The sequence below is a fragment of the Actinotignum sanguinis genome, from assembly GCF_030230305.1.
GTDB classification, from domain to species: domain Bacteria; phylum Actinomycetota; class Actinomycetes; order Actinomycetales; family Actinomycetaceae; genus Actinotignum; species Actinotignum sanguinis.
The window spans coordinates 25,505-42,361 of the sequence record NZ_JASPCQ010000008.1; the positions used below are offsets into that span (position 1 = coordinate 25,505).

Annotated in this window: 13 protein-coding genes; 7 read left to right on the forward strand and 6 right to left on the reverse strand. The window is 62.2% G+C overall.

Going from position 1 to position 16,857, the window contains the following annotated elements:
• The first annotated feature begins 18 nt into the window (after nucleotides 1–18).
• On the forward strand, nucleotides 19–1,284 hold the full coding sequence (locus QP828_RS05595) for an exonuclease SbcCD subunit D (protein ID WP_274736527.1): 1,266 nt from the start codon (nucleotides 19–21) through the stop codon (nucleotides 1,282–1,284).
• Nucleotides 1,285–1,290: 6 nt separating this feature from the next.
• Complete coding sequence (locus QP828_RS05600; protein WP_274732405.1) at nucleotides 1,291–4,365, forward strand: AAA family ATPase; 3,075 nt, start codon at nucleotides 1,291–1,293, stop codon at nucleotides 4,363–4,365.
• A gap of 122 nt (nucleotides 4,366–4,487) precedes the next feature.
• On the opposite strand, the gene QP828_RS05605 is transcribed toward QP828_RS05600, so the two are convergent.
• Genes QP828_RS05605 through QP828_RS05615 form a run of 3 tightly spaced genes read right to left on the reverse strand, consistent with a single transcriptional unit; the run spans nucleotide 4,488 to nucleotide 6,478 of the window.
• Nucleotides 4,488–5,009, reverse strand: coding sequence for a DUF6912 family protein (locus QP828_RS05605; protein WP_274732404.1), 522 nt, complete (start codon nucleotides 5,007–5,009; stop codon nucleotides 4,488–4,490).
• 9 nt (nucleotides 5,010–5,018) lie between these two features.
• Nucleotides 5,019–5,903, reverse strand: coding sequence for a CpaE/TadZ family protein (locus QP828_RS05610; RefSeq protein ID WP_274732403.1), 885 nt, complete (start codon nucleotides 5,901–5,903; stop codon nucleotides 5,019–5,021).
• Complete coding sequence (locus QP828_RS05615) at nucleotides 5,900–6,478, reverse strand: hypothetical protein (protein ID WP_274732402.1); 579 nt, start codon at nucleotides 6,476–6,478, stop codon at nucleotides 5,900–5,902. Before QP828_RS05615 ends, QP828_RS05610 begins: the two co-directional genes overlap by 4 nt.
• Before the next feature lie 381 nt (nucleotides 6,479–6,859).
• Between QP828_RS05615 and QP828_RS05620 the strand changes: the two genes are divergently transcribed.
• Both QP828_RS05620 and QP828_RS05625 read left to right on the forward strand, forming a co-directional pair.
• Nucleotides 6,860–7,633: a LysM peptidoglycan-binding domain-containing protein gene (locus tag QP828_RS05620; RefSeq protein ID WP_274732401.1), complete on the forward strand. Its 774-nt coding sequence runs from the start codon at nucleotides 6,860–6,862 to the stop codon at nucleotides 7,631–7,633.
• 114 nt (nucleotides 7,634–7,747) lie between these two features.
• Entirely contained in the window at nucleotides 7,748–8,812 is a 1,065-nt protein-coding gene (locus QP828_RS05625) for an Rv3235 family protein (protein ID WP_274732400.1), read from the forward strand.
• A 150-nt stretch (nucleotides 8,813–8,962) separates the two neighbouring features.
• Here the strand turns inward: QP828_RS05625 and secA are convergent, their stop codons facing one another.
• From secA to ubiE, 3 genes are all read right to left on the reverse strand, one after another.
• Nucleotides 8,963–11,917: a preprotein translocase subunit SecA gene (gene secA / locus QP828_RS05630; protein ID WP_274732399.1), complete on the reverse strand. Its 2,955-nt coding sequence runs from the start codon at nucleotides 11,915–11,917 to the stop codon at nucleotides 8,963–8,965.
• Between the two features lie 135 nt (nucleotides 11,918–12,052).
• Nucleotides 12,053–13,057: a polyprenyl synthetase family protein gene (locus tag QP828_RS05635; protein WP_274732398.1), complete on the reverse strand. Its 1,005-nt coding sequence runs from the start codon at nucleotides 13,055–13,057 to the stop codon at nucleotides 12,053–12,055.
• A gap of 50 nt (nucleotides 13,058–13,107) precedes the next feature.
• Nucleotides 13,108–13,812, reverse strand: coding sequence for a bifunctional demethylmenaquinone methyltransferase/2-methoxy-6-polyprenyl-1,4-benzoquinol methylase UbiE (gene ubiE, locus QP828_RS05640; RefSeq protein WP_274732397.1), 705 nt, complete (start codon nucleotides 13,810–13,812; stop codon nucleotides 13,108–13,110).
• A gap of 168 nt (nucleotides 13,813–13,980) precedes the next feature.
• Here ubiE and QP828_RS05645 point away from each other — a divergent pair, with 168 nt between their 5' ends.
• The 3 genes from QP828_RS05645 to QP828_RS05655 are packed head-to-tail and all read left to right on the forward strand — an operon-like array spanning nucleotide 13,981 to nucleotide 16,812.
• Entirely contained in the window at nucleotides 13,981–15,327 is a 1,347-nt protein-coding gene (locus tag QP828_RS05645; protein ID WP_274732396.1) for a hypothetical protein, read from the forward strand.
• Nucleotides 15,328–15,384: 57 nt separating this feature from the next.
• Complete coding sequence (locus tag QP828_RS05650; RefSeq protein ID WP_126135908.1) at nucleotides 15,385–16,293, forward strand: 1,4-dihydroxy-2-naphthoate polyprenyltransferase; 909 nt, start codon at nucleotides 15,385–15,387, stop codon at nucleotides 16,291–16,293.
• Between the two features lie 39 nt (nucleotides 16,294–16,332).
• Complete coding sequence (locus QP828_RS05655; protein WP_274732395.1) at nucleotides 16,333–16,812, forward strand: PLD nuclease N-terminal domain-containing protein; 480 nt, start codon at nucleotides 16,333–16,335, stop codon at nucleotides 16,810–16,812.
• Nucleotides 16,813–16,857 lie beyond the last annotated feature (45 nt).

The window sequence follows — 16,857 nt, forward strand, 5'->3', positions numbered from 1 at the left end:
CGGCAGTAGGCTGAAGCCATGAAGATCTTGCACACCTCCGATTGGCACCTCGGGCGCACCCTGCACCGGGCGGATCTCACTCCCGCCTTTGAGATGTGGGTAGATCACGTCGTGGATACCGTGCGGGAACGTGAGGTAGATGCCCTCCTTATCAGCGGGGATGTCTATGATCGCAGTGTCCCACCCGCTCCCATGGTTGAGCTTTTTTCACGCACCCTACGTAGGCTCGCGCAGCTCACCACCGTCATTTTGATCTCCGGGAACCACGATTCCCCCCAGCGCCTGGGATTCGGGGCGGAACTTTTCCAGGAGCGCATTGTTATTCGCACCGATCCGCTGCGCTGCGCTCAGCCAGTAGAGCTGCGTGATCGCGCCGGGAATCTCGGAGCGCTGGTCTACCCCATTCCCTATTTGGATCCCGATGTGGAACGGCGCCGCCTGGCGGGCGGTGATGCTCACACCGGTGCGGGCAATTCGGATGATTCGGAGGGTGTGGAGCTGCTGGAGCGCTCGCACGCCGCGGTGATGCGCGCAGCTGTGGGGCGCATTGCCGCGGATATCCAGCACGGCCCGCACGCCGGCAAACCGTTAGCACGTATCGCTATGGCACACGCCTTCGTTGCCGGCGGGGCAGCCAGTGAATCCGAACGCGATATTTCCGTGGGAGGGGTGGAAGTTGTTCCCGCCGCGCTTTTCGCCCTGGGTGGTGCGGGGGAATGCGCCACTCCGGGCCTCAGCTACGTGGCTCTCGGTCATTTGCATTCTCCGCAGCGGGTAGGCGGCGCACCAGAACCGGGTGCTTGCGAATGTAGCGAGCTGCCGCCCATGCGCTACTCGGGCTCGCCTATCGCTTTTTCTTTCTCGGAAACCAGGCCTAAATCTTCTGTTCTTCTCACTTTTGAAGGCGGAGTGCTAGTGGAAGAAGAACTCATTCCCGCTCCGGTATGGCGCCCCATCGTCACGATTGAAGCGCCACTAGCCGAAGTTCTCGGTCCTGCGCATCGTGATGATCGGGATAAATTCGCTCGCATTCTCGTCACCGATCCAGCCCGCCCGGCAGATCTGACCACCCGGGTACGGGCCGCTTTCCCGCACGCTTTGGAAATTCGCCACGTGGTAGATCCGGCCGCTACCCGCCACGGCGCAGCTGATACCCGGCGTCGTGATGCTTTGAGCGTGCTGCGCCAATTCATGTCAGAAAGTGGGCACCGGGATCTTACGGAGGAAGAAGATCAGGTCATGGTAGCGGCATGGGAAGCCGCTCGCACCGGGGAAAAGGAGTAAGAGCTCATGCAGCTGCGCCGCTTAGAACTTCAAGGTATCGGCTCCTTCGCGGGGCGGGAAGTCATTGATTTTGATGCCCTGGGCGCATCCGGTCTTTTCCTGGTGGAAGGACCCACGGGAGCGGGCAAATCAACCATTATTGACGCCGTCGTTTTCGGGCTTTTCGGTACGGTAGCCGGCGGGAAAGAAAGTTCAACCGAGCGCCTGCGTTCCACGCATGTTGCTCCTTCCACCACCAGCTACGCGGACGTTATTTTCACCATCGAAGCGGGCACATTCCGGGTGCGGCGCACCCCTAGCTTCACGAAACCGGGTAATTCCTCCCCCACCGCCGCCACTGCGAAATTGTGGAAGCTCTCCGAAACCGCGGTGGACCTCGGTGATATAGACGGCGGTACCCCGATTGCTACCAAAGCTCGTGATGTCGGGGTGTATATCAGCAACCTGCTCGGGCTCAATGCGGAACAGTTCTTGCAAACTATCGTGCTCCCGCAGGGGAAGTTCGCTGAATTTCTACGGCTAGAAAGCCAAGAACGCACCCGGCTTCTCACCCAAATTTTCGACACCCGTGTTTTTGGTTCTGTCACCCAGTGGCTCACGGATCATGCCCGCGCAGCGCGCGGAGCTATTGCGAGCGCTCATGAAACCTTCGTGCGGGCTGTCTCGAATACCGCAACCGCCCTGGAACTTCCCCCCGCGGAGGGTGGCTCCCTCATCGGCGCTGCCCAAGGGGTCGATTTGCCAGCCGAAGGTGAAACGGTGATCGTCACTCTGGAGCAGGCTCTCGCCGCTGCCGCGGAACGCGCTAGCGATGCACTCGCCCGGGCCGAAGAAGCAGAAGGCGTATTTGAGCGGGCCCGGGAACACGAAAATGCGCAGCGCACCCTGGCTAGCCGCATCGAACGCCGCAAGGAGCTGCGCGTCCGGGCCGGCCAGCTCGGTGAACGCGAAGATGCGATCACCGCGGATCGCGCTCGCCTCGCGGCCCACCGCGCCGCCACCCCGCTACTCCCGTATGTGCATGCGCTGGCGCGCGCTCGCCAAGAAAGCCGCGATTGCGCCGGCGCCTGCGCGGCAGCCCAGGCCCGCCTCGTGGCTACTTTCGCAAAATTTGGAGCGAGCACCGGGCGGGTTGATGGCCCCGTTACTGATATCACCCCTGCCGGGGTGGAATCCGGGCGGCGTGCGGTCACGGAGCTAAGCGAAGCTAGCGGGCGCTTGGCCGAATTGGAGCGTACCGAACACGAAGTAGAGCGCAAACAGCAAGAAGCCACCCGCGCTGCCGCACAGATTGTCGAACTCCACAGCTCGGTGGAAAAACTACGCGATGAAGCAGCTGCCGCCGCAACTGAACGCGAAGCCATGGAGAAGGAACTAGATACGGCCCGCGCCATCGCCAGTGGGGAGCCCGCTGCTGCGCAGCGGGCTCGCAGCGCCACGGAACTTCTCGAAGTATTGGAGCGGGTTGCTGCTAGTGAACGCGCGGAGGTAGAAGCCAGCGCCGCCCTGGCTGAGGCTCTCACCCGGGTCCGGGAAGCGGAAAGTACCGCCCGGGAAATCACCGATGCGTGGGTGCAGTCCACCGCCGGTGAATTAGCGGGGCAACTGCGTGAGAACGAACCCTGCCCGGTATGCGGATCGTGCACCCACCCGGCGCCCGCTTCCCCGGAAACTGTCCGTGCCACCGCCGCGCAGGTGAAAGCCTCCCAAGAAGTAGCCTCAGCTGCCCGGGAAAAGTACAGCACCTGCCTAGCTGACGTGGAGAAAATAAAAGCCCAGCTTACTGAGCAACGTGCGGCGGCGGGGGATGCCACCGTGGAAGTAGCCAGCGCGGAACTAGCTGCCGCCCGCACGGACTTGAGTGCGGCACAGCAGGCAGCGTTACGCGTTACCGACGTGGAGAAGCGAATCGCGCAGCTCGCTGAACAAGCTAGTTCGCGGGAAACATCTCTGGAACAATTACGCACCGACGTGACCCAATTAGAGGCTGAGAATACCTCCCGTACCCGTGATATCAGCGCGCAACTCGCGCGCCTCAGCGCGGAATACGCCGGCTTTGCTTCTATCGCGGAACGCCGCACGGCTCTTGACGCGCTGCGCGAAGCCCAGGATGCGTGGAACACTGCGGCCAGCGGGATGCTCACGGCACGTGAAGATGAACAGACCCGCAGCGAAGAACTCACGGCGGCTCTGGCCGGCACTGAATTCGCGGATGCCGAGTCGGTGAACGCTGCCGTGCTCAACGATGCGGAAGAAGCACACCTTCAGGATTCCATCACCGCCTTTGCTGAGGAATGCCGCGATGTTCAGAGCAAACTTGCCGAACCGGAGCTCGCTGAGCTTCCCGAAAATGCCCGGGCTGATGTCACGGAAGCGGAAGAAGCCAGTGCGCTGGCACGCCACGCTGCTCAAGAAGCGCGGGCACACGCCACCCGGGCGGAGAATCAGGCCCGCTCCGGGCGAGAACGCCTACATACCACCCAGCGGGATCTACAAGCGTGGCGGGCGGTGCGTGAACACTCCGGAGCGGTTGTGCGTTTAGCTTCCTTAGCTACCGCAGGTCCCGAATCGGTCACGAAAGTGCCCCTGGAAACCTTCGTGTTGCAACACCGTTTCGAACAGGTAGTGGATGTCGCTAATGAGCAGCTCGCTGATATTTCGCTCGGGCGTTTTGAACTCATCCGAACGGACGAAAAGGAGAAAGGCAGTCACCAGTCGAAAACCGGTCTCGGGCTGGCTGTTATTGACCACGCCGGCCCCGAACCGGTCCAGCGCTCCGTTCGCACGCTCTCGGGAGGGGAAACGTTCTATGTGTCTATCTCCCTGGCCCTCGCCCTGGCGGAAGTGGTGCGCGCGGAAAACGGTGGGATCCACCTTGACACCCTCCTCATTGACGAAGGCTTCGGTTCGCTTTCCGACGGAGCACTCGATCAGGTCATGGGGGTGCTGCATGGCCTAGGGAAAAACGGGCGCACCGTGGGGGTTGTTTCCCACGTATCCGAAATGAAACAGATGATCAGCGAACGCATCTCTGTTATCCCGGGGGACGACGGCACGTCACATATACGCGTGACTGCCTAACGCAGCTGGCACCGGCTGCACTGATCAGCCCCACCTGACCGCCCACCTGACCGGCCCCGCGTGTGCATGAGCGCTTGCGTGCTCGGCCCGGGTAGGAATCAATATCACGCACCTATCGGGCCCTAAGCCTGCACCGCCGCACCCAGGTCGAGGGCTAGCTCAAGGCGTTCGGAAACGTCATACCAGAGCAAGTCTTCCTCGGCGAGCACCTCGAAAGCGGACTCGTCATCTGGCCCTGCCAACACATATGCTTCCATGTCTGCTCCGTCCACGTGGATGGAGACCACCTCATCCCAGGAGAGCCCTTCGGAAAGCTCCAGGGCAGTGGGCAAATACTCTTCCGGTTGGGCAAGATCTCGGCATTTCTCAGGTGCCACCTCAGCGGCAATCACGACTCGGCGCGGGCGCAAGCCACCTCGTTCCGGCAGCACTACCCCGAACTGGTGATCGGCCTTCCCGGCGAATACCGCAAAGACGGCACGCAAAGAATCGTCCGCGGCGGCATTGAAAGCAATAGCCTCGAGGTAGTCACGATCTTCATCATTTACTTCACGCGCCAGAGCCTCCGTTGCCGCGTGCACCACACGCCCGGAAAGCACGGACAACGCCACATCGGCAGGAGTAGCCGGAAGATAAATCCTCATGCGTCCAGTCTACTCACCGCATCTACCGCGACAATCTAGAACAGCACGCCCCAGCCGCCGCACATCCCGGCTCGCCCCACTGCGAGGGGCTAAGGCCACCACGCTTATGCCGGCCCGTTCGGCCCGTGAGTAACGGGCGCCGTCGTCGCGCACCCCCACCACGGCGGGTAGCTCTTCCTCCGCGAGCTCGGCAAAAGCAAAGCGATCTTCCAGACCGGCACGGGTAACTACCGGCACGGCCGCACGGGCTACCGCCCGGGCCTGCCACCACGACTCCACGCCGCGGCGCAAACCCACCGGTCCGGCGCGGCACGCAACCACAACGAGGTCCGCAGCGCGGAGGGCGCTGAGAGTCACGCTATCGCGCTCGCCCGCAGCCCCGGCTTCCTCCCTGTGGTGTTTGCGCCGCCCTAGCTGGTTGTGCTCATGCGGTAGGGGGTATCTACCCGCGTGAACACCTGCATCGTCAAGAAAAGCGGGAAGTTCCGCGGCACAATCGACGATGGTGATCTCCGCGAAGGGGCGGAGCTTATCCCAGAGCCCACCCATACCGGGCCCCGTCAGTTCACGCCAGCGCCCACCGTGGTTAAGACCGGGGAGAAAGTGCAAGGTACCGCGTGGCCCGCTACGCACGTGCCGAATATAACGCGGAAGTTGCTCCTCAATAGCATCGCCGGTATGCAACGCGCGCGCCACCCCGATAAGCCCGGACGGTTCCTCACCCAAATCCATGAGCTGGGCCAAGGAGGGGTTGCGGGTATCCGCGTCCACCAGCAGCACGGTGTGCCGCTCGCTCAGTACCCAGGAAAGATCACGCGCCAAAGTAGAACGCCCTGGTGCCCCCGCGCTCCCCCAGATCGCCACCAGAAAACCGGGGTCGGGGTTCGTGCTCATTGCACCTCACCTACCAGCGTGAACGAGGAGCCCGCCGCGACTTCCTCCAGTGCGATCCCGAGCTCAGCACGCGGGATATGTACTTCCACCGCCGCTGTGCCCGCGAAATGCGAGTCGCTGACCGTTCCCGCGAAAATGACCTCTCGGGAGATAAGCCGGGCGGGGGCTTTTTCCGCGGCGCTACCCGGGGCCGGAAGGGCCCACAGCTGCACCTGCGCGCCGCGCACCAAAGCTGCGGGGAGCGCGCCGTTGAGAGGGAGCATCGCCACCACCCGCTCCCCCGATATGCGCAAAGCTGACTTTTCCACCAATTCACCAGGATAAATCGTGCGCCCAACGGTACCCGCGTGACCTGCCTGAATATAGGCATCAGCAAGCCCGGCTGGAAGTTCGACCACCGCGAGCCCAGCCTGGTCCAAAGGCGTACCGGGAACCACCGCTTCGGTCGCCCGATAAACAGGGACAGTAACCGGACCGCGCAGCACATATGCCCCCGCGAGCGCACCGGCAGCAATCAGTGCCACTCCTCCTGCCAGGCGCGGATCTTTCCACCGCGCCCCCGTTTTCTCACGCATCTGCCCTCCTTATCCGATTCTGTGCACGTGACCGCGAATATTCGCGACCGGACGCAAATGGGAGCAAGTGGGAACGAGCAAATATGACCGCCATCGCGGCCCGGTCAAGACTGCTCGCGCCGTGGTGTCAGTGTGACAGGTGGCGCGCAACTCGCCAAGTCCCCATCCACAGCCTGTGGATATCGACCTCTTTCCTCGCCGTCTCTTATATGAGCTATCCACAGGGAAACGATGCTGGGTATACCCGGCTGATTAATAGTTGATACACACGGGACATTTATTCATACCACCACGGTGAGAACCGCGTGCCACCCGTTCTTCATCACGGACGGACCGCGTGGTTCTTGGTCCTGACCGGAAACCCCACCGAAGAGGTTAACGATGTCGGCAACGATCAAAGCGCTACTATCAGCGTTCGCAGGGCTCGCGTCCGCATTTTTCGCGGTCGCGACGGCCCGCCTGCATGCCCCGCCCGGGAGCGTCGCCCAGCTCACCGGGATTCTCACCGTGGGCGTATGCATCGTCGCGTGCCTGGCGTGCGCGCGGCTCACCCTCTGCTATTGCGCGGTTGCGCGTTTCACCCGTGGGAAAGACGACGCCGTCACCCGCCTCGCCCGCCGCATCGGCGGACACCGTTTCCGCGCTGCTCTCACCAGCACCCTCGCCACGACGCTGGTGTCCGTACCCGGGGCATGGGCCGCAGAGCCAGATTCTAGTAGCGCCGTTGATATCGGATGGGGTGGTGATTATTCCGCTCTCCTCACCTCACCACCTGCGCCCAGTGCAGATCCCACCGGGATTTTCCGCGTGAACCCTGATGAATTACTCGGTGATGTCTCGTATCGAGACGCGGCAGGTGGTTACTATCTGCACCCGCCCGTGCCTTCTGCTGGGAGTCCTTTGGCCGGACCGGCCGCCGCTATCCGCACCCCGGACCTGCAAGCGCCAAATGCACCGCGGGCCGCACCAGCGCCGGCCTACATGGTGCAGCCCGGGGATACTCTCTGGGATATCGCTGCTACTCACCTCGGCGCGGGCGCGAGCGACGCGGATATCCTCAGCTACGTACACGCCATCGCCGCGGCCAATACCATCGAGAATAGCGATCTCATTTATCCTGGCGAGCACTTTATTCTTCCACCCGCGCGCGAATAATCGTCACGTCTTGGCACCCCGCATCCGGCTTGACCACCATTCAGCTTCACCACCATCCAGCTTGCCTCGGTCACCGAGGTCTATCCCCCTATCCCACGCTCTCAAGGAGACGACATGTCCACTGCCCCGCATACCGAAAATACCCCCGGTGCTACCGAAACGACGGCGCCCGCGCACCCCGAGCCGCCGCCCATATCCAGCGCTGCGGGTCAGGATCTGCCGTCTCCTGAAGAAGTCACATCGGAGAGCCAGTCGGGTTCGACTCCCCACCACGAGCCAGAAGAACCGGAAACAATTCGGGTATCCCGGCTCCCACCCGCACCACCTCCCGTTTATGCGCAGCCAGAGATTAATGAAATAGTCTCTGCCTTCGATCAGGTACAACTAGCGGAAGTGACACAATATCGGGCGGTCACCCGCCACCCGCCTTTCCCGCACGTGCCCCACGAGGAAGACACCTGCGTAGCGGAGAACGCGCCGCCGGGCACCGCCGAATCCGAGGAAATTTCCGCTACCCCTCGGGATAGCCAACCCGCCCCCAACGCGGGCTCCACCAACGCGCATCCCCCTAACGCGCATCCCCCTAACGCGCATCCCCCTAACGCGAACTCCACCGATGCGGATCCCACCGACGGCGTACCACCCGGCCATGGCATCGTGCGCGTAGATACCAGCGAACCGACCACCGACGTTGAGGCCACCGATAGCGGTAGTAACACCACTAGCCCCGCGGCCACGCCGGGTAAACCCGAACTGCACCAATGGAACCGGCTCGCGCTATCCGCCACACCCTACCGGGATATTTGGCGTGAAGAAATGGCAACCCTCGATGATCCACTGCCGCCCGGAATCCGGCCACCGCATCGCTTCGCCGCCGGAATGATTACCTACTCCATCGAGGTGCTGCTGGGCCACCGCGCTCCCGGATATGTGCGCCCGCACCTCATCCCGGAGGTTTTCGCGGCACTGGTACGCCGGGCGGGTCTGGCGATGCGCATTAAGGGGAAAGCGCCCTGGCTCGGGGACCTGCGAATTTCCACACTCAAAATAACGCATCCGCGCCGGCGCGTAGCCGAGGTCATCGCCTGCGTATGTTCGGGCGAGCGAAACCATGCGGTTGCGATGCGCCTGGAATTCCTCAGGGGCCGCTGGATCGTCGTCGCCCTTGAAATTGGGTAAACGAAACGCAGGACGAAAGAACACGAACCCAAAGCGATTAAACACAAGTGCCGGTCGGTCACGTAACTATCGCGCACGTGACCGACCGGCTCCCGTATGTCTATCGCCCTAGCGGCTTATCGCCTGGCTTGCCGCCTAACGGCCTACCGTCTAGCGGCGCCGCTTCTTATTCTGCTTCGCCGCGGCCCGGCGCTGAGCCCGGTTACCGCCACCGGAACCACCCGCACCGCCGCGGCCACCGCGTGCGGCACCGCGCGAACCGGTGGTTTCCGTCTCCCCGGAGCCATCCTTCGCCGCCGAGGAATACGAAACGTTCTGCTGGCGCTTCGGCTGCTTAATCCCGAGGGATTCCGCGGTCACGCGCTGACCGGAGGCACCTGCCGCGCCCTCGCCCACCGCGGCCTGCAAAGCCCTCTGCTTTTCCGCCAGCAACTCACGCTGCTGTTCCTGTGCGGCACGCAGGGCCTGCTGGGAAGCGGACACCTGTTCGGCGCTCCCCGCACCGCTGGCGTGAATCGCCACCCCCGGGCCAGCCATGCCCGCCGCAGCATTCCCCGCAACGGTGACCGGGCCGGTCACCTGAGCCTCAGTTTCCAGGCGCGCTGCACGTTCGGAAGGAAGCTCGAACTTGAAGAGGTACCGGACGGTTTCCGACATGATATTGTCGTTCATCGCCTGGAACATGCGGTAGCCCTCGTCCTTGTATTCAACGAGCGGATCACGCTGCGCCATGGCGCGCAGGCCGATACCTTCCTTGAGGTAATCCATTTCGTAGAGGTGTTCGCGCCACTTGCGGTCGAGCACGGACAGCACGATCTGGCGTTCCAGTTCGCGCATATTTTCCTCACCGACTTCCGCTTCGCGCTCCTCGTAATGGGCGTGAATATCATCGGTGAGCTCGCGCTTGAGTGCGGTGCGATCCAGCTGGGAAGGCCCACCGATCTCATCGAGGTATTCCTCCGCGGTGAAACCGGGAGTGTAGTAGCCCTTGAGGTCCGTCCACAGCGCGGAAAGATCCCAGGCTTCCTCATTATCATCGGAGGTGTGGGCGCTGACCACGTCATCAACCACGAAATCGAGGAAGCCCTGCACCATGGACTCCATATTTTCACCCTCGAGGATGGAACGCCGCTCGGTGTACACCACGGTACGCTGGTCGTTCATAACGTCGTCGTACTTGAGGACGTTCTTACGCATTTCCGCGTTCCGCGCCTCATTTTCAGTTTGGGCCCGCGAAACGTTCTTCGACATCTGCTTCGTTTCGATAGGAGCGTCGTCGTCCACAGCGTAGCTGAGCATCCGCCCGGCCATGCCCTGACCCCACAGCCGAAGCAGGTCATCTTCCAGGGAAAGGTAGAAGCGGGATTCGCCCGGGTCGCCCTGGCGCCCACTGCGCCCGCGCAGCTGGTTATCGATACGCCGAGATTCGTGCCGCTCCGAACCGAGCACATACAAGCCGCCCAATTCGGCCACTTCTTCGTGTTCGGCCTTAACGGCTTCCTGCTGGCGCGCCAGCTCTGCGGGCCAGGCAGCCTCGTATTCTTCCGGGGTTTCTTCCGGGCTCAGGCCCCGAGCGGCCAGCGCATCCACCGCGCGGTGTTCGGGGTTGCCGCCCAGCATAATGTCGGTACCGCGGCCGGCCATATTGGTAGCCACCGTCACCGCGCCCTTACGCCCGGCTTCGGCCACCACGCGCGCTTCGCGTTCGTGCTGCTTCGCGTTGAGGACCTGATGTTCAATGCCTTCACGCGCGAGCAAATCGGAAAGCTCTTCGGAAGCTTCCACCGAGGCAGTACCCACAAGAACAGGCTGCCCCTTTTCGTGGCGCTCCACAATATCTTCCACCACCGCGCGCAGCTTGCCGGCACGAGTGGAATAAATAAGATCCTGTTCGTCCTTGCGGATCATCGGCTTATTCGTGGGAATAGGAACGACGCCGAGCTTATATGTCGAGGCGAATTCCTCAGCTTCGGTTTCTGCCGTACCCGTCATGCCCGAAAGCTTGTTGTACAGGCGGAAGTAGTTCTGGAGGGTGATCGTGGCCAGAGTCTGGTTCTCCGCCTTGATCTCCACACCTTCCTTCGCTTCAATCGCCTGGTGCATGCCTTCGTTGTAGCGCCGCCCGGGCAGCACACGCCCGGTGTGTTCGTCCACGATAAGCACTTCGCCGTTGAGCACTACGTAATCGCGGTCCCGTTCGAAAAGCTCCTTGGCCTTAATTGCATTATTCAGGTAGCCGATAAGCGGGGTATTGAGGGATTCGTAAAGGTTATCGATACCCAGGGCATCTTCGACCTTGTCAATTCCCGCTTCGAGCACACCCACGGTGCGCTTTTTCTCATCTACTTCGTAATCGGTATCGCGCCGCATCCGTAGCACCAGGCGCGCGAATTCGCGATACCACTTATTAGCATCGCCTTCGGCCGGGCCGGAAATAATCAGCGGGGTACGCGCTTCGTCAATAAGAATGGAGTCAACTTCGTCAACGATGACGAAATTATGCCCACGCTGCACCAACTCACTGGTACGCCAGGCCATATTGTCACGCAGGTAATCGAAACCAAATTCATTATTGGTTCCGTAGGTGATATCCGCATTGTATTGTTCGCGGCGCTGTTCGGGAGTTTGCCCGGTGAGAATACACCCGGTGGTCACCCCGAGGAAGCGGTAGACGCGCCCCATGAGTTCTGACTGGTAGGAGGCCAGGTAATCATTAACCGTGACCACGTGCACGCCCTCACCGGTGAGCGAATTGAGGTAGGCGGGCATAGTTGCCACGAGCGTTTTACCTTCACCGGTTTTCATTTCGGCAATATTGCCCAGGTGGAGGGCCGCCCCGCCCATAACCTGTACGTCATAGGGACGCTGGCCGATGGTCCGCACCGCCGCTTCGCGCACCGTGGCGAAAGCTTCGGGGAGGATGTCATCGAGGGTTTCTCCCTCGCTGAGGCGCTCCTTGAAGCTATCAGTTTGCGCGCGCAACTCCTCATCACTCATTGCCGAGATATCACTTTCGAGCGCATTGACCTGCGCGGTGATGTTCTTCAGCTTCTTCAGCGTGCGGCCTTCGCCGGCGCGAAGGATACGATCAATCAAGCGTGCCACTTCGTCGAGCTCCTTACCGTGGGCATACGGATGCAATTGTACGGGGTAGAAGCGTGCCCCGCCCCACCGCTTTCACCATTAGCTTTGCGTTCTTCATTACGCTCAGTTTTTCACCAGCTCGGCAGAGCCGACCGCCTAGACCGTACGGTCCACCACCGAGCGGGCATATTGCGTTAGAGCTTCCCGTACCGCCGTGTTCTCCAGGTCAGCGATAGCCGCCACGGCCCGCACCGCCCATTCCTCGGCAAGCGCCCGGGTTTCTTCCATAACCGAATGATTCCGCAAAGCTTCGAGCACGTTATCAAGGCGCTGCCCGGCCAGCTCCCCGCGGTCCAATTCCGCCAAGATCGCTCGGCCGTCGTCGTCCAATATCCCCGCGGCGGCACGTTCCCGCAACAAAATAGTGGGCATGGTATCCACCGATTCGCGCAGGTCCGTGCCCTGTTCTTTACCGGTTTCTTCGGAAACAACATCGATATAGTCATCGGCGATCTGGAAGGCGATCCCCACGTTTTCGCCAAATTCTTGCACCCGAGCAGCAACTGGGGCGTACTCGGCCTCCAGGTTCCCGGCCGCGGCAAAAACGCCTTCACGTGCTGAGGCGGCAATAAGCGACCCGGTTTTCCCGGCAAGAACCTCCAGGTAGTGCGCCCGTGGGGACACTCCGTGCGTGCGCCCCACGGTTTCCAGCAGCTGTCCGGTGCACAGGCGCCGGAAGGTTTCCGCGTAATCCTTAACCGCCCGCGCTCCCAGGTCCGCCATCATGGACGAAGCGCGTGAAAATAGAATATCTCCGGCCATAATCGCCGCGGAATTACCGTAATTGCGATGCGCGGCCGGAACCCCGCGCCGCAGCGGAGCTTCGTCCATAACGTCATCGTGGTAAAGCGAGGCCAGATGCGTGAGCTCCATTGCCACCGCCACGTGCTCGACCCGCTCGGATTCCGGCTCCGGGCCCAGATACCCGCAGAGCAACGCCAAGGCCGGCCGCATCCGCTTTCCGCCCGCCTCGGCAAGATACGTGGTGATCGGGTCCACGCGCAGGTCACCAAAATGCGTGGCCGCGTCCAGCTTTTTTTCGACGACGCCGAGCCGCTCCCCCACGCGGGTGAGTAGCTCTTCGACAGTCAGGTCTTTCACGATAGCCAATCCTAGCTTTCCGATGGTGCGCCGGCCCGCGGCCCGGTGCCTCAGTGCGCCGCCGGCAGGGTAGCGCGGTGCAGCGCAACGATCCCGTTGCACATATTACGGTATTCAACGTCGCGCCACCCGGCTTCGTGCAGCCAACCGGCCAGCGTGCGTTGATCGGGCCAGTCGATAATCGACTCCATGAGATAGGCGTAGGCCGGACCGTCCGAGGAGGCCAGGGCTGCCACCCGCGGGAGTACGTGGCGCAGGTAGCCGTGGTAGAGGGTGCGGAAAGGCGCGCAGGTCGGCGTGGAAAATTCCGCGATAACCACGTGCCCGCCCGGGCGCGTCACGCGGGCCATTTCGTGGAGGGCCCGCAGGGGATCGTGGATATTACGTAGGCCGTAGGAAATGGTCACGGCGTCGAACGTGTTATCCGCGAAGGGAAGATCGCAGGCATCGGCTTGCACAAAACGCAGATCAGGGTGGCGCAGGCGTGCAACCTCGAGCATTCCATCCGAAAAATCGGCACCCACCACACGCGCCCCTACCCGGGCAAAATGTTCGGTGGAGGTGCCGGTCCCGCAGGCCAGGTCGAGGATCTCCATCCCCTCCTCAATACGCAGAGCTTCGGTGACGTAGCGGCGCCACAGCCGCACCTGCCCGAAGCTAAGCAGGTCATTGCTCAGGTCGTAGCGCGGAGCGACCTGGTCGAACATTCCGGCGACGGCGCGCGGATCTTTGCTGAGTTGTGCACGTGCAGACATGCCCTCTATTCAACCAGCTTGGGCGTATTTGGCAAGAGTGAAATTCCAGCCGGGGCGCATCCACGGGGAGTCCGCGGGTTCTGCGGGCGCCCCGCGGGACCTCAAACCGGCGATTTTCCGTCAAGCGGCGACTAGACTGAAAAAGAAGTCACGAATTGAGGAGTCATAATGTCCCTGCCCACGTCTATGCCAGCTATGACACCGCCGCTGCTGGCCGATGTGCGCCGCGATTTTGGCGCCCGTACCTGGATTGTGGCTCTGTTGAGCCCCGTGATCGCGGTGGTGGTCACCTTCCTTATCACGCTTTTCTTCGCCTGGCTCGGCTTGCGCGGCATGAGCGGTCTCGACATGGGCGGGGTGAACCTCGCTGAGATCCTCACCGCCCCGAAGTGGGCGGCCCTTACCTTGCTGCTGGCCCTGGGCGGCACCGCGAGAGTCGTGGCGGAACCGAATCTTTTTGATATAAGTTTCTTCGTTCCCGCTCTCACCCTCACCCTCCTCATCGGTCTCATCATCTACTTCCTCAACCAGTGGGTGGGTCGGGGCAAGCGAAATTCCACCCTGCTGGTATGGATTCCGGCCTGGGTATCGGCAGGCGTGCTGGCGGCCATCGGTGCCGGGCTAGCTGCGTTCATGCAGGTGGATCTGAGCCCCGGCGGTTCCTTCATGGGCCAGGCGATTCCGCCACTTGCCTTGCAGGCAAGCCCTCTTTTCACGGCGCTCACCTGCCTTCCGCTCGGACTATTCGCCGCCGGATTTGGGCGCATGACCACGGTGAAATCCACGCCGCGTAACCGCTTCACCCTCACGGCCGCTTCCTCCATTCCCACCTACGCGCACGCGGTACGCCTGGCCTTCACCGCTTTTATCCTGGTGAGCTGCATTTCCGCCCTCGCTTTCGGAATTGACCTCATCGTCCGCAAGGATGCAAGTATCGAGCTGCTCCTCGTGGCCTTCCCCTTCTTCCTCACCACCGGAGTTATGACCATGTTCGGGGCGGTGGGGGCCTCCTTCGCCGCGATGTATGACGCCACCGGCGTGGGAATGGGGCCGAATGCCCAGGGTGATACCACGCTGCTGCTCTGGGAGCACCTGGCTACCGTCCCCGCCATCGTTGCGATGATCTCGATGGCTCTCGCCCTGGTGTGGACGGCCTACCGCTGGGGCCGTTCGCGCGATCCGCGCATGGAATTTGGTGCTATCGCCTGGACGGTTATGCCTTTCGGATTCGGGGCAACCACCGCGGTGATCTGGGGTATCACCCGCGGTTCGGCCAAGATGACGGCGCAGGGAATGGAGCTGGCCAGCGCCAGTTACGACCTGCACTGGTACCTCATTTTCATCGGGATTGGCCTCGGCCTCGTGGTGGAAGCTTTCTCGCGGTTGTTCCGCACCCGCCCGCCCGAAACGATGGCAACGGGATACCTCACCCCGCACGCCTCGGATATCCCGCATCATCCTTCCGTGCCCGGAGCCCCGGGCGGCGTGGCTTTGCACCCGGAGTACCCGGCGTAAATCCCTCGCGGTGCGGGTGATGCGCTCAAGGGGTTCCTCTCGATAGAATAAGCGGCCGTGGCAACTGTTACTGATTGGCTCGAAGGTGCGCGCGTTCGCACCCTTCCCGCGAGTGTTTCCCCCGTGATCGCCGGGGCTGGAATCGCGCTGTGGGAAGGGACGCTATACGGCCCGATTCTTGCCTTGGCTTTCGTTCTCGCTCTGCTCTTGCAGATCGGCGTGAATTTTGCGAACGACTATTCCGACGGGATCCGCGGCACTGATGATCACCGCACCGGCCCGCCCCGCCTCACGGGTGGCGGAACGGTACGCCCGGGGGTGGTGCTCGCGGTGGCCCTCACCTGCTTTGCCCTCGCGGCGCTCGTGGGTCTCATCATTATTGCCTGGTGCGGGCAGTGGTGGCTGATCGGAGTGGGCGTGGCAGCACTGCTAGCCGCCTGGTTCTATACCGGCGGGCGCCACCCCTACGGATATATGGGCCTGGGCGAAGTTTTTGTTTTCATTTTCTTCGGTCTGGTAGCTACCGCCGGCACCGTCTATATCCAGGGAGGTACGGTGCCCTGGCAAGCCTGGGTTGCCGCTAGCGCCGTTGGCCTCATTGCCTGCGCCATCCTCATGGCCAATAATATTCGCGATATTCCCACCGACGCCGTCACCGGGAAACATACCCTCGCGGTGCGCTTGGGCGATACCTGGGCACGGCGCGTCTATGTTGTGATGCTCGCGGTGGCGATGGGATGCGGCGTCGTTCTGGCTTTGGCGCCGAGCACCCACCAGGCCTCCCTCCTCCTTTATCTACCCGCCTTCGCTATTGCTTTCCGCAATAGCTGGCGGATGCTGAGCCGCGGTCCTTCCCGCGCGCAGGGGCGGGGTCTCATCCCGGTGCTAAAAACCACCGGCATTACCGAGCTCGCTTTCGCGTTGGCGGTCCTGGTGTCTTTCTGGGCCAGTTCGCTCTTGGTCTAGGCGGCTGTAGCCTCCGGTGCGAACGACTAAGATGGTGGCATGGCCCGAGTAATTATGGCACTTCTTGCCATCAGCATCTGGATTTACGGCATCATTGACGTCATCCGCACAGACACCACCCGCATGCCCGGCCGACTGCGTAAGCCGGCATGGCTCGCCCTCACGGTTCTGGTGCCGGTTCTCGGGTCACTGCTATGGATCGCTTTTTCTTTCCCGGTCAAGTTCCCGCAGCAAAATATCTCACTCGGTTCTTTTGGGCGGGGTCGCTCCTCTTCGCAGCGGCGCCGTCGCCCCGTTGCACCCGACGACGATCCGGACTTCCTGTCCCGCTTGGACGCGGAAAACCGTTTCCGCGAATGGGAACGGCAACAGCGTGAGAACGACGCCGCATCGAACTCCCCCACCGCGGGTGAGTCTCACGGAACAAGCAAGCCCGAAGCGACCGGAAAGCACCCGGATAATCCCGAGGATTCTGAGGGTTCTGAAGGGTCGCAACCCACGCGGCCCGCGCAGGACTAGCCGCCGCGCGGAACCGCGCGGCACACGCTTCCGTTAGCGTCTAGC